We start from the raw sequence: 13,895 nt of genomic DNA, 5'->3' as shown, positions 1-13,895 counted from the left end.
ATGCCACACACCTTTTTATGAAATTAAAGTCCTTTTACGAGATCTTCAATGCTTGATAGTGCTTGAGCGGTCAATTCTGTATGGCTGTAATCCGTTAATGTTTTTTCCCGCTCTTTCTTGCCGGAACAATGGGCGATGATGTCCTCGAGGTAAGTATGGAAACGATTCATGAAGAACTCGATTGCCCCCGGTGCAAATACATCGGTATAAACGGCTTTTACCTCCAGTTGCCCGGCCGCCACCATCGCGTTAATATCCAGATCAAACTCGCGGATGCGCCCGGCTGCTATATCATGCTGCGGCTTGAACGGTGACATCTTCAGCGTCCCCTCAAGACCGTCAAACGCACCGAGATAGTTAAAGCTTATTTCTGGGTCTTTATAAAGAATGTTTCGCGAATATCTCAGCAGCCCGTAGCCGGTTCCGTGATGAGGAACCCGTCTCATCATGTCTTTTACCGTCTTTATGCGGTGCGCGGTTTTTTCGCCTGAGCCGTCCGGCACTCTCATATCCAAAAGCACCGGGTAAACAGATGTAAACCAGCCTGCCGTTCTTGACATATCAATGTCAGGAATATGCCCTTGGCGTCCGTGTCCTTCAGTGCTGATAAGCATCTGTTCGGAACCCGTCCACTCATGAAGCGCCATTCCAAGCGCCGTTAAAAGCAATTCATGAACATCCGTTCCGTATGCCTGCTGTGTTTCCAACAGCAGCTGCTTCGTGACTTCGCTGCTTAATATCCACGATGCAGTGCGCGCGTTTTCCTGCAATCGTCCGGCGTTTTCATCAGTTATTTTCGGCAGCGGCGCTGTTTCACCAGACATCACGCTGTCCCAGTATGCGGCTTCCTCCAGCAATGCTTTGCTCTTGGAAATGTCAAAAAGCTCTTCAGCATACTTTATATAAGAATCGCTTTTCGGCGGCAGTTCGATTTGTTTGCCGTCCAATGCCTGCTGATAAGCTGTCTGCAGATCTTCAAGCAATATCCTCCATGACACGCCGTCCGTGATAAGGTGATGAATCGTGATAAGCAGATGGTCGGCTTCTTTCAGCCTGAACACTCCGAGATGAAGCAGAGGGCCTTGATCAAGGCGCATAGCCTGCTGTATTTCTTTTTCCTCAGCGGCTATCCGTTTTTCCGGCTGTGTTTCTTCTGAAAGATCTATGACGTTAAGCGTAAAGATTTCTTCATGCTGCTCTGTGATTCCGCGGTTATATTGAACAACTTCCCCATGCTCATTTTCAGTGAAAGTCATTCGCAGCGCATCATGATGTTCTGTCAGCGCGCAAACCGCCTGATACAGCGCATCTATTTCGAGGCTGTCTTCACTGCACAGCATGACTGATTGGTTATAATGAAGCTCAAACGCCCCCGGCTCCTCAAAAAATCTCTGCTGGATCGGTGTCAGCGGAGCGCTTCCTTCTATCGGGCCCTGATCAGCCGTTGCAACAGCCGTCGTGAGGTGTTTCGCGAGTTCTGCAATCGTCGGGAACTGAAACAAATCGCGGATCGACATGTTCCAGCCTTCTCCGGCGAGTCGGGCTGACACTTGAAGCGCCTTAATGGAATCTCCCCCAAGCTCAAAGAAAGAGTGATGAATTCCCGCTTTCTGAATATGAAGCACATCTTCCCAAATCCGGCATAACATCGCCTGTTTTTCATCGCCGGGCGCGACAAATGCCTGTGATGAATATATCTCTTCTGCCGGCAATGCCGATTTATCAAGTTTGCCGTTCAGTGTCAGGGGCATGCTGTCTAAACCGATAATATGAGACGGCATCATATAAGCCGGGAGCTCCTGCATAAGAGACTGGCGGAGTGATGAGATATCGGCCTCTTTAGGAACGATGTATGCCGCTAACCGGGCTTGTCCTTCGGCATCTTTCATCACGGTAACAGCCGCTTCTTTGACTTGATCGTGTTTCAAAAGCACACTTTCTATTTCTCCCGTCTCAATTCTGTAGCCTCTGATCTTCACCTGCTTATCAATCCGCCCTTGAAAACGAAGAGTTCCATCCGGCAGCCAGCAAGCCTGATCTCCGGTTCTGTAAAGCGTTTCTCCCGTTTGTAACGGGTCACTGAATGCGTCCTCTGTCAGCTCAGGCTGTCCCCAATATCCTTTGGCGACGCCGGCGCCCCCGATATACAGCTCTCCGAAAACGCCGATCGGCTGGACCTGTTTGTCTTTGTTTAAGATGTACATTTGCACATTCGGAAGCGGAACACCGATCGGCACATCATCTTCCCGCGGCTCTTCGCTCATTCCGGCTTCATAATACGAAGAATCAATTGTCGCTTCTGTTACACCGTAGCTGTTAATGATCCGCATTTCTTTCCCAAAGCGTTCATGAAGCGTATAAAAATCTTGCGACTTGATCATATCTGAACCAAGTACCAGTATTTTTACGCTTTGCAGCGCGAGTTTCCGTCGGTATATATATTCCATAAACGGAACAATCAGCGCGGGTGTCGACTCCATAAACGTGATGCGGTGCTGATCAATGAGCCGATAAAGCTGCTGCGGCTCAAGCCGGACGTCATCCGGACAAATGATAAGCGTTCCCCCGTTCAGCAGGGCGCGTGCAAGATCCCCTGAAAATACATCAAATGAGAAACTCGCCATCTGCAGCACTCTGACCGGTATAAGATCAAGCTCATAAATCCTGCGCCATGCAAGTGCTGCATGCGTAAAGCTGCGATTTCTGACTTCGACTCCCTTCGGCGTTCCCGTTGTTCCCGAAGTATATATGATATATGCAGTATCATCCGGTGACGCTGCCGGCTGAATATTCTTTGCAGAAATATCGTATTGATCTTCATGATCAAGCTGAATGAGAAATAAATTGTGATCCGTCAGCTGTGAAGCAAGTTCTTTGTATTCTGACTGCACCATCAAGACGGATGCCGCGCTGTCTTTTAATAAATAGCGAATCCGTTCCTCAGGATAATGGGAGTCAACCGGTATATACGCCCCTCCCGATTTCATGACGGCAAGAACACTGACGATCGCTTCAATCGAACGGTTTGCCAATATAGCTGCTCTTTTTCCCGGACCGAATCCATTTTTCTGCAGTGTTCGGGCAAGACGGTTTGCCCGCTCATTGAGCTGGAAATAGCTGATCTGTTGTGTTCCTTCAATAACAGCGGTCTGATGAGGCGTTTCTTCTGCTTTCTCTTCAAACAGCTGGTGAAACAGTTTGTGTTTTTCCATGAATTCGGTTTGTGTGTTATTAAACTCAATCAGTAACTTTTGTTTTTCTTCTTCATCCAAAATGTCAGCTTTCGATAGTGTGACTTCCGGTTCGGCGGCAACATGGCGCAAGAGATTCAGTAAGTGGCCCATCCAGCGTTCAATCGTTTCTTTTATAAAAAGCTCGGTGCTGAATTCCATCTCAAAGCGGATGTTTCCATCGGATTCAGCCGCTGATAAGGTCAGGTCAAAACTTGATACATCATGTTCGGTATGCTCTGAGCGTGACGCCTTCAGACCGGCCAGATTTATCTCCTCTCGCTCCATATTCTGAAGAATAAACATCGCATCAAACAGCGGATTGCGGCTCATGTCCCGCTGCACGCCGAGCCGTTCCACCAGCTCTTCAAACGGGTAGTCCTGATGTTCATACGCTTCAAGCGCAGCCTGGCGGACTTCCGCCAAGTAATCGGTGAACCGTTTGTCTCCCTTCGGCTCCGTTCTGATGGCGAGTGTATTGACGAACATCCCCAGAATCGGTTCAAGGTCTTTATGCGGGCGCCCGGCAATCGGCGATCCGACGATGATATCTTCCTGTCCGCTCAACCGCGCGAGCAGCGTATTGTACGCGGCGAGAAGCACCATGTACAAAGTGGAGCCGTGATCGCGTGCGATGCGGTGAAGGCCGGATGCCGTTTCAGCGTCAAGCGTGCACGATACGCTGCCGCCCGCAAAGCTTCTGACAGCCGGACGGGGCTTGTCAGCCGGAAGCTCCAGCACCGGAAGCTCTCCTTCTAGCCGCTTCAGCCAATACGCTTCCTGCTTCTGATACCCTTCTTTCTCCTGAAACGACCGCTGCCAGACGGCATAGTCTTTATATTGAAGGCGCATCAGCGCAAGCGAACGGCCTGCGTACAGCTCGCCGAATTCTTTTATCAAGGTGTTGACGGACACACCGTCAGAAATAATATGATGCATATCCGTTAATAAAAGGTGACGTTCGTCTGATTCTTTCATGAGAGCCGCACGGAAGAGCGGCGCTTCTTCCAGACAAAACGGCCGGACGAATGCGTCAGCTGACTCGGCCTCATCCAGCTGAAACGGTACGCTGTCATGGATGCGCTGCACCGGTTCGCCGTCAGGCCCCGTTTCAAAGGACGTTCTGAGCGACTCATGCCGCTCAACAAGCTGCCGGAACGTCTCCTCCAGCCGGCTGCGGTCAAGCGGGCCCGTCAGTTCCAGCACAGCCGGCATATTGTAGCCGACACCGCCGTCTTCAAGTTGTTGGAGCACATACATCCGTTTCTGCGCCGAAGACACCGGGTAGGTGTCCTGTTTTTTCGCAGGCTGAATCGCTTCATACGGGCTTTCTTCCAATTCCTGAATAACCGAAGCGAGCTCTTCCACCGTCGGCCGGGCGAAGATGTCCTGTAACGGTACCTGAACACCGAACTCTTTGGCGATGCGGGATACGAGAGCTGTCGCTTTTAACGAATGGCCTCCCCGCTCAAAAAAGTGATCCCGGATGCCGACGGGGCCGTTTTTCAGCACCTCTTCCCAAAGGGTGCAAAGCTTCATTTCCGTGACGTTCCGCGGGGCGGTGTACGCCTGTCTGTCTGCCGCTCCGCCGGGAGCCGGCAGCGCGCGGCGGTCAAGCTTTCCGCTCGGCGTGACCGGCCATTCGCTCATCTTTATGAACTGAGCCGGCATCATGTAGGCCGGAAGGCGTGTCGCAAGCTCTGCCCGCACGTCATCGCTTTCCCGACCTTCGATATAGGCGTAAAGTGCGGTTTCGCCGTGTTCGGTCCGAGCGGTGACCGCCGCCTCACGAATGCCGTCAATGCGCCGGATCGCCGCTTCGATCTCCCCCGGTTCAATCCGGTAGCCGCGGACTTTCACCTGTCCGTCTGACCGGCCGAGCCATTCGACAAGCCCGTCTTCAGTCCAGCGTGCGATATCGCCCGTCTGATACATGCGCTCTCCCGGATAAAACGGATCATCGAGAAAACGTTCCGCCGTCAGTTCAGGACGGTTCAAATAGCCCCGGGCCACCCCTGTCCCCGCGATGTACAGCTCTCCTGCCACGCCCGCAGGCTGGATGGTTCCTCCGCTATCTAATACATACAGACGGGCACCCGGAACGGGTTTTCCGATCGGAAGCCTTGTCCGTCCGCTGTCCCGTTTTCGATCACAGACGTAAAAGGCCGCATCGACCGTCGCTTCCGTCGGCCCGTAGCCGTGAATAAGCACGGTCTCCGGCAGAAGATCGGCAAACCGGGCAGCCGTAAGCGGGGAAAGAGCTTCCCCTCCGGCAAACACGCGTGTCAGTGTTCTGCCGAGGCGTGTTCTTGTTTCCTCAGGCTCCGTTTCCAGCGCGTCTAAAAAGCTGTTGACCATCGCCGGAATAAAATGCGCGGTCGTCACCTTTTCTGAGGCAAACGCTTCAATCATCCGCACAGGATCTTTCTCCCAGCCGGCAGGAAGCAGATACACGGAGGCGCCTGACATCGTCCACCAAAACAATTGCCAGATGGAGGCATCGAATGAAAAGGATGATTTCAGCACGATAATGTCCTCTTCCGTTAACGGAAACTGCCCTTGCATCCCTGATAAAAAGGCGGCGGCCTGACGGTGTTCAACAGCCACTCCCTTCGGTGTTCCCGTCGAACCTGACGTATAAATGATATAAGCGAGCGAATCAGCATCCGCTTCTTCAGAGACAGCCCCTGTCTCCGTCTCACTTGTCAGAGAAGAAAGAGACGCTTCTAGCGTTTCACCGGAAAAACCGGAAACGGATAACCCCCGCTGTGCAAGCAGGAGACAAGCGCCGCTGTCCTCAAGCATATATCGCAGCCTGTCCTCAGGATAGTCAGGGTCAAGCGGCACGTAGGCGCCGCCCGCTTTTAACACGGCAAGCACTGAAACCACCATCTCCGGCGAGCGTTCAGCGAGCACACCGACCACGCTTTCTTTGCGGACGCCTTTTTGGCGGAGCCGAACAGCGAGTCTGTCTGTGTACCGGTCAAGCTCGGCGTACGTCAGCATACCGTCCGGAAAACGGAGCGCCGGACGATGCGGCGAAAGCGCGGCGCGGCGGGTAAACAGCCCGTGAAGCGTCGGGGCCGGCGGTTCAGCCGTTTCTGTACGGTTAAACGCAGTTAACACCCGTTTCTTTTCTTTTTCATCCGCCATATCAATATGCCGAATCAGCCGGTCTGGATTTCTAACGGCATTTTCAACGATCGTCAGCAAATGAGTTTGAATCCGTTTAATCGATGTTTCAGTAAATAAAGCGGATTGATAATCAAAATTCAGCTCAATCAACCCCGTATCTGTCCGCTCCTTAATTAAAATGGACAGCTCATTTGCCGTATGCCCGCTGAAAAACATCGCCGTTTCATAATCGAAGCCCTCCGCCTGATGCCACGCGAGAGGCTGGTATTGCATCGAAATCCCGATGATATTTTGCAGATCGTGATGAACCTGCCTTAATTCATTGACAAAAAGATTGTAAGGATATTTCTGGTGCCGCATAACAGACAGCTGCTCTTTTCCTACGCTGCGGACAAAGGACAGGAACTCCGCATCAGGATCTGCCGTCATTCTGATCGGCAGTGTGCTGACGAACATGCCGAGCATATCCTTTTCGAGCCTGGAGCCCCGGTTTCCGTAATAAGTGCCGATGGCAATATCTTTTTTAGCCGTCAGACGGCTGATGCATATGTATAACGAAGCCATAAACAGAGAGATGATGCTGATATTATTTTCTTTGCAAAAACGCCGGATAGATTGTTCTAAGGAGTGAGAAAGAGTGATTGTATCTCTGGAAGCCGCAGTGCTTTGTCTAAGATGAGAGGTTCGTTCCGCCAGTGAAAGGTGTTCCGGAACGGTTCGGTATGTTTCAGTCCAAAATGAACGGTCCTTTTGAAAACGGGAAGACTGTAAGTATTGCTGTTCTTTTTCCATGTAGCTGAGATAGGAAGGCCTGTGATGTTCAGCTAAATCCTCGCCCCGCATGATCTTTTGGTAGATATCAATGAGCTGGTTGCCGAGCAGGTTGAGCGAGATGCCGTCCATGATAATATGGTGAAATTTTGAATAAAGCCAAACTTCTTCGTCTGACATGACAAGCAGAGTAAATTGATACAGAGGTGAATGAAACAGCTTGAACGGAACACGGGTCTGCGTGTCAATCCATGCGTCCCGCTCTGAGTTATCAGTATGAGTAAAATCAACAGTCTCTAATGAAATCGGCCGATGTCCCGCCAGATACAGCTGGGGTTCTGATCCGTCCCCTTCTGTCAGTTGAAACCTGAGCGAATCATTTTGCGAGATAGAAAAATCTAAAGCATGGCGCAGTACGTCAAAATCAATGTCCCCCCTGAATTTGACGCATGCCGCGAGATTGCAGATACTTGTGCCCGGTTCGAGCAGCTCGGTAAACCACACTCTTCTTTGTGCGTGAGTTAAAGAATAAACAGTGTTCTTCAATGGAATCCCTCCGCTTCAATTTAAGAGGATAAGAAAGTGAAATAATTACAATTAAATTTCGACAGCATATGACTAAATCATCCATATAAGCATTATTTTAAAACATATTTTAGAAATCACAATAAAAAATTAAATTTTCTCTAACATTTTTTAGAATATAGTATATATTCCTCACTTCATTTCTTCATTTCTATAATCTTTATACCATGTAAAACGGTATGTATGCACACTGCAAACTGGTTCTTAAACACTATAATAAGGAATAAAATGTATAATTAATTGCGCTTTTAAAAAGGTTTTTCCTCCTGAAAAGAAGTTTCATGTTAGAAAATGAAAAATCGGTGAACAAGTAAGAAAGTAGTATGTAAAAAAAAGGAAGTATATTGCGATATTACTTTTTGAAAAGATTGATTCATAATCGCAATATAATGTTTTACAGACATCAAAAAAAGCCGAACCCTCTAAGGATCCGGCCCTTCTTATTGATTTGCCAGCACGACTGCGATTTTGTCTTCAATGTCTTTGCCGTCATCTTCGTCAAGCAGCCCGTTTTGAAGCACGGAAAAAATAAGCGTATCTCCTGTTTTTGTGTCTGCATAGCCGGCAATCGAACTGACTGATGTTAGTGACCCGGTTTTCGCTTTAATTTTGCCCTCTGCCGGAGTATTCTTCAGCCGGTTCCGAAGAGTGCCTCCCGTCATTCTGTCGCTTGCACCGGCGACAGGGAGCGAACGAAGGAAAGCCGGGTACCACTTTTCTTTCTGAACCGCATACAAAAGCTCTCCGATTTGGCCGGCGGATACGCCGTTAATATGAGAAACGCCGGATCCGTCTCTTGCAATCAATTCATCCGGATTCAGCCCGAACGATTTGAGCTCCGATTTCATCACGTCCAAGCCCTTTTCCCAGCTGCCCTCCCCTTTTTTCACTTTTCCCATTTCCTTGATCAGAATTTCGGCGTGCCCGTTGTTGCTCAGTTTCATAAACGGGATCAATAATTCTGAAAGAGGCATGGATGTCCGTGATGTGACAAGCTGGGTGCGGTGCGGCATTCGCCCTGTTCTGATTTTCCCTTTTACAGTTATACCCTGTTTAGTAAGCGCTTGTTTCCATAAATCTAAAGCATAGGACGACGGATCCCACACTGCCGCCCATTCTCTTGCCTTTGACGAGCCGGCAGGTATGGTTCCCTTTATCGTAATCACATTGCCACCGTGCTCCCGTTCAACCGTCAATTCTTTCTTTTCATCAGAAGCGACGGTTTTCACTTCATTTTTCACACGAACGACGTCCGTATGGGGAGAAATCGAAATGCGCGGCTTTTTACCGGGCTGTTTCGCCGGGGTGATTTCAGCAATCACCGTTCCGGTATCATAATCTTCATTTGGGGAAGCGGTAAGAGCTGATACTTGCGCGCCATAATATTGGCCTTCATCACTCCACGGAAGATCAACTGAATACCTGGTATCGTCATACCACGAATCATCCCCGACCAGATCTCCTTTAATGAAATGGATGCCTCTGGCTTTGACTTGTTTAGCCATCTTCTCAAAATCAGAAGCCAATAGGGTCGGATCGCCTTTTCCCCTGAGATAAAGGTTTCCGCGCAGCTGTTTTCCTTTCACGGCGCCGTCTGCCCGTACTTCTGTCTTAAAGGTGTAATCTTCTCCGAGAACGGAAAGCGCCGCAGATGCCGTCAGCAGTTTCATCAATGATGCAGGCCTCAGCCGCATATCTTCCCGGCTGCCGAACAGCACCTCCCCTGTTTTTGCTGACCGGACACTGACGCCCGCTGAAGCTCCCTTTAAAGCGGGTTCTTCATCCAGAATGTGTTCCAGCTCTTTTTGCAAAGTATTTTTTTGTTCAGCCGCCTTAGCCGCATCATCAATATAAGGAACTTCGGCAATGATCAAAAGCAGAATCACCGCGCACAAGCGTTTCACATATGTTTTCAATGTTATCCCCGCCTCTTTCCTATTCTTCGTCATGCAAAATGGTGATCCTGGATGACGCAGCCGCTTCTTCGCCCGGTTTCAGAATCTGAAGCCCTGTCAGTGATGCAGGCTGATTCAGATTAAAAGCATCTGTAACGGAAGTATAAGGCTCAAGACTGACAAACCCCTGCTTTCCGTCGCCGTTATATACCACCCAATGCTTGAAAGACGTGTCCGCTTGATACAAAACGGATAATTTCTCATTCGGATGATAAATAACAGCTTCGTTATTGCCGCCATTCCGTCCGGAAGAAAGAAAAACATCGTCAAACTGTTTATTTTTCAAAGACATCCCGTGACGGAACGCTTCTTTATCAGGCACATCCAATAAACGGCCTGTCGGTACGAAACGTTCATTTAATTCCCACATGCGGTCAGCCGTCAAAAATAGACGGGATCGCTCTTCATTGAAAACAAATGTGGAATGATAGCCTAGCCCCCAAGGAAAAGCCTCCGTTCCCTTATTCATAATCAGCGCCCGCTGCGTAAACACATTGTCTTTTAATGTATAGGTCATCCGGACAATGACATCGTGCGGAAATTGTTTATGAACACGGGGAATCTTTGAAAGATCAATTTCTGTTTCGACTGTCATTCCATCGCCCTCTTCTCTCGCTGCCGCCGCTTTCCAATGCTGATTGTGAAGAAAGCCGTGAATATGATTATGTTTATCCTCTTCGTTTATCTCGAATTGATACGCGCGCCCGTCAAAACGAAACGTCCCGTCCGTAATCCGGTTCGGCGGGAATAAAACGGGAATGCCGTACAGCATCGGTTTTTTGAGGAATTCCTCCGCAGTTTCCGGTTCTCTCAGAAGCTGCATACCGGTTCTTTTATCCCGAAGCGATATGACATTTGATCCCCACTCCGGCACAATGATGCATTCAGCCTGATCAGTCTCCGCTTTTATGGCTGAAACTCCTAAATAAGTCGTATGTTCAATCGTCATAAGCACCTGCCCTTTCCTTGTTTTCTAGCATGTATAGGAATTCCATTTTCTAAACTCATTTTCCTTCTCTAAAAAAACATCGCCCGTATGAATTGAGCGATGTGCGGTAAAACCTTATTGAATCAGCCGGGTAATCTGTTTTTTCTTCCATACAAACCGGTAATATCCGTATTGCAGCAGCAGGCTGACGACAAAAGCCGCCGGATAACCGACCCAAATGCCGAGAATGCCGAGATTCGTATAATGAGAAAGAATAAAGGCCACAGGCACTTCAATTCCCCAAATCGTAAAAATGCTGATAATCGTCGGCCATAACACCGTACCGCTCGCCCGCATTGTTGCTGAAACAATCTGAGCGTGACCGAAAATCAAATAGCTCCAAAGGGTAATCATAATCAGATTGCGGGCAATGCGGAGTGTATCCTGATCGGTTAAAAACAAAGCCAGTATCTGCCGGGAGAAGGTGTAAATCAGCACAATCAAAACCCCGCCGATCAAATAATTCAGGCCGATCCCGACTTTGATGACCTGCTTCAGCCGGCCGAATTGATTAGCTCCTATGGATTGGGCGGCAAAAATTGAAACGGCGATACCGAGGCTTACCGCCGGCATCTGCACATAACTCGCCACTTGGTTGACAACCCCGTAAGCAGCCGTCGCGTTTGATCCGTAATGATTGACAAATGAAATGACCGCAATTTCAGAAAGTGACACGAGAATCATATTGATGCTCGACGGAATCCCGAGACGGAGTAAAAGCGTGAGCAGCTTTTTGTCCATTTTAAGAGAACGGAGCGCAGTCCGGTCAAATGCCAATGGATGTTTCCTTTTCCGCAAATAAACCATGAGTACGATAAATGTCACGATGTTTGAAATCACGGTTGCATACGCCGAACCGTAAATGCCGAACTTCGGAAGTCCGAAAAGCCCGAGAATCAATAAGGGCAAGAGCCCGATGTTTATGACTGTACTGACGATTAACGTATAAAACGGAGTCTTTGAATCTCCCGTTCCGCGTAAAAATGTCGTATACGCAAAATATAAAAACATCAGCGGCATTGCGCAAAACAAAATGCGCGCATATCGGACACTGACATCTATTACGTTTTCCGGCGTTCCCATCAGCCGCAGAATATCAAGCGTAAACACACTGCCGACAACTGCCAGAACAACACCGAGCATAAAGGTAAAAGTCAGTGTAGTGCCGACAATCGCCTTCATCCTCTCTTCGTTTTTCGCGCCGTAAGCCTGCCCGATCAGAATGGAACTTCCCGAACCGATTCCGATCGTAAAGGAGATCAGCAGAAAAAACAGCGGAAAAAAAGACGATACGGCGGCAAGCGCATCAACTCCGAGCCACCTTCCGACAAATACCATTCCGACCAATTGGCCGACAGATTGCAATACATTGCTTAAAAGCAGCGGCACTAAAAACAGTGACATCGATCGCCAGACAGACTGGCCGCGGCCTTCCGCTGTTTCTAAATGATCTTGTACTTCCATATGTAGGACTCCTTTTTTGATTTTCTTCCATTTTATTATTCAGCAGACAGCTTGTAAAAACCTTTTGTTCAATGAAACTCTTTATCTTTTTCTCACGTCTTACATGGAAATAAACCATAAAAATAAAAAGTCCGGAAAATATTTCTGAAAAGGTATTGTAATCTTAACGTAATTATTGTAACATTTGTAACATAAGAGAAAGAGATTGATTGAAGGAGAGATTATATCATGAAAAAATGGCTATTATTCCTCACTACTATTACATTGATTCTGTCATTGGGCACTGCGGCGACCGCAAAAAATGCATCTAATGACCTTACACAAAAACAAGCACTTCAGCTGGCCCTGTCAGCGAGAGAACATTTCTGGAACACGATGAGCGGCGGTGCGCTTAAATCAAACGCAAACTGCACATCTGAACCGTTTGAATATCAAAATCTTCAATACGTCTTTATGTGCAAAGACCTCGGAACAAAAGCGAAAGCCGTAAAATATCTGACACCCGCTTTTACAAAGCAAGCGATTGACAAAGGGCTCAAAGATTACCACTTCACTGTAAAAGACGGCAAATTGGCTGTTCCGGTTGGCGACGGAGATAACCTCCTGAATTGGAAAAAAGCAAAAATGACTCTTCTTTCTAAAAAAGGAAGCGTTCAAACATACCGCTTCACTGTACCGACTCTTGACGGTTCCCCGTCAGCAAAACGCGATGTAACATTCGTAAAAGAAAACAACGTTTGGAAAGTTAATCAATTTGATGCTGTCATATAAGAAAAAGCCCGCTTGCTTACAGCGGGCTTTTTTCACATCATTTCCACCAGGTTCTTGCAAAATATTAAACTCAAAAACCCCTTGTATAACAAGGGGTTTTCTTTTTTGCCGACATTATTAATCTGCGCCTATCTTATACAAAAAACGCTCTAGGAGAGATTCGAACTCCCGACCTGCAGTTTAGGAAACTGCTGCACTATCCGCTGTGCTACTAGAGCCTGCTTCTATTATAGTAACGCTGGCGGCCGTTTTTTTCAAGCCTACAGCCCTCCGAACACTTTATAGGCGGCTCTCGTCGTATCTTCATCTATTCCGATATAACGCATTGTAATAGACGGAGAAGAATGATTCAAAATCCTCTGCAGTTCAGCAATGTCTTTTGTCCTCTGATAAAAATGATACCCGAACGTCTTTCTAAGCGTATGCGTCCCGATTTCCTCCAATCCGCAAGCGGCTGCCGCTTCCTTTAATATTCTGTATGCCTGAATCCGGGAAATGGGCTTATTCGTCCGTTTCGATTTAAACAAATAGTCATCCTCTTTCATGTCTTTTGTATAAGCGTAAATGTCGGCCTTTAAAGACTCCAGTATCAGAATTTTTCTTTTCTTTCTCGTTTTGCTTTCGGTTGCCCACACATGGTCTTTGTTCCTTACATCCCTCACGCGAAGCGGCAGAACATCAGAAATCCGCAGTGCGCTGTTCATGCCGAAAATAAATAAAAAATAATCACGATCACTTTTCTTCATTAAATACTGTTTGACTTCCTGGATCTTCTCCAAACTTCGGATCGGCTGTACGATATGCATCAAAAAACCCCTTATAATTAGTAAAGTAACATATTGAGTATTATGTTACTATTATAGCCGAAACCTGTTGAATGATAAAGGATAAAGGGCCTTATGTAACATAATATACATAGTGTTACATAAGGGGAATAAGGCATGCAGTTTCATCGAAGTCTTCAAAAACATCATTTTCGACCCGGTGGCGGGCTTT

Annotated in this window: 6 protein-coding genes and 1 tRNA gene; 1 reads left to right on the top strand and 6 read right to left on the bottom strand. The window is 47.9% G+C overall.

Features of this window, described 5'->3' with window-relative positions:
• Nucleotides 1-23: 23 nt before the first annotated feature.
• The 4 genes from ACWJJ4_RS14755 to ACWJJ4_RS14740 all read right to left on the bottom strand — a co-directional run bounded on the left by ACWJJ4_RS14755 (nucleotide 24) and on the right by ACWJJ4_RS14740 (nucleotide 12,128).
• On the bottom strand, nucleotides 24-7,682 hold the full coding sequence (locus tag ACWJJ4_RS14755) for an amino acid adenylation domain-containing protein (protein ID WP_454021758.1): 7,659 nt from the start codon (nucleotides 7,680-7,682) through the stop codon (nucleotides 24-26).
• 479 nt (nucleotides 7,683-8,161) lie between these two features.
• Complete coding sequence (gene dacB, locus ACWJJ4_RS14750; RefSeq protein ID WP_146276904.1) at nucleotides 8,162-9,637, bottom strand: D-alanyl-D-alanine carboxypeptidase/D-alanyl-D-alanine endopeptidase; 1,476 nt, start codon at nucleotides 9,635-9,637, stop codon at nucleotides 8,162-8,164.
• A 19-nt stretch (nucleotides 9,638-9,656) separates the two neighbouring features.
• The gene (locus ACWJJ4_RS14745) at nucleotides 9,657-10,625 is read right to left on the bottom strand and encodes an aldose 1-epimerase (protein WP_454021757.1); all 969 of its coding nucleotides are present in this window, start codon (nucleotides 10,623-10,625) and stop codon (nucleotides 9,657-9,659) included.
• 114 nt (nucleotides 10,626-10,739) lie between these two features.
• Nucleotides 10,740-12,128 (bottom strand): MATE family efflux transporter, encoded by a 1,389-nt coding sequence (locus ACWJJ4_RS14740; RefSeq protein WP_454021756.1) that lies wholly within the window; start codon nucleotides 12,126-12,128, stop codon nucleotides 10,740-10,742.
• A gap of 228 nt (nucleotides 12,129-12,356) precedes the next feature.
• Between ACWJJ4_RS14740 and ACWJJ4_RS14735 the strand changes: the two genes are divergently transcribed.
• The gene (locus ACWJJ4_RS14735; RefSeq protein WP_015417595.1) at nucleotides 12,357-12,899 is read left to right on the top strand and encodes an IseA DL-endopeptidase inhibitor family protein; all 543 of its coding nucleotides are present in this window, start codon (nucleotides 12,357-12,359) and stop codon (nucleotides 12,897-12,899) included.
• A 145-nt stretch (nucleotides 12,900-13,044) separates the two neighbouring features.
• On the opposite strand, the gene ACWJJ4_RS14730 is transcribed toward ACWJJ4_RS14735, so the two are convergent.
• A tRNA-Arg gene (locus ACWJJ4_RS14730) sits at nucleotides 13,045-13,117 on the bottom strand.
• Between the two features lie 42 nt (nucleotides 13,118-13,159).
• Complete coding sequence (locus ACWJJ4_RS14725; RefSeq protein ID WP_003153850.1) at nucleotides 13,160-13,705, bottom strand: site-specific integrase; 546 nt, start codon at nucleotides 13,703-13,705, stop codon at nucleotides 13,160-13,162.
• Between the last annotated feature and the right edge of the window lie 190 nt (nucleotides 13,706-13,895).

The sequence above is a fragment of the Bacillus sp. JK62 genome (assembly GCF_053663455.1).
This window is presented reverse-complemented; position numbering and strand designations above follow the sequence as displayed.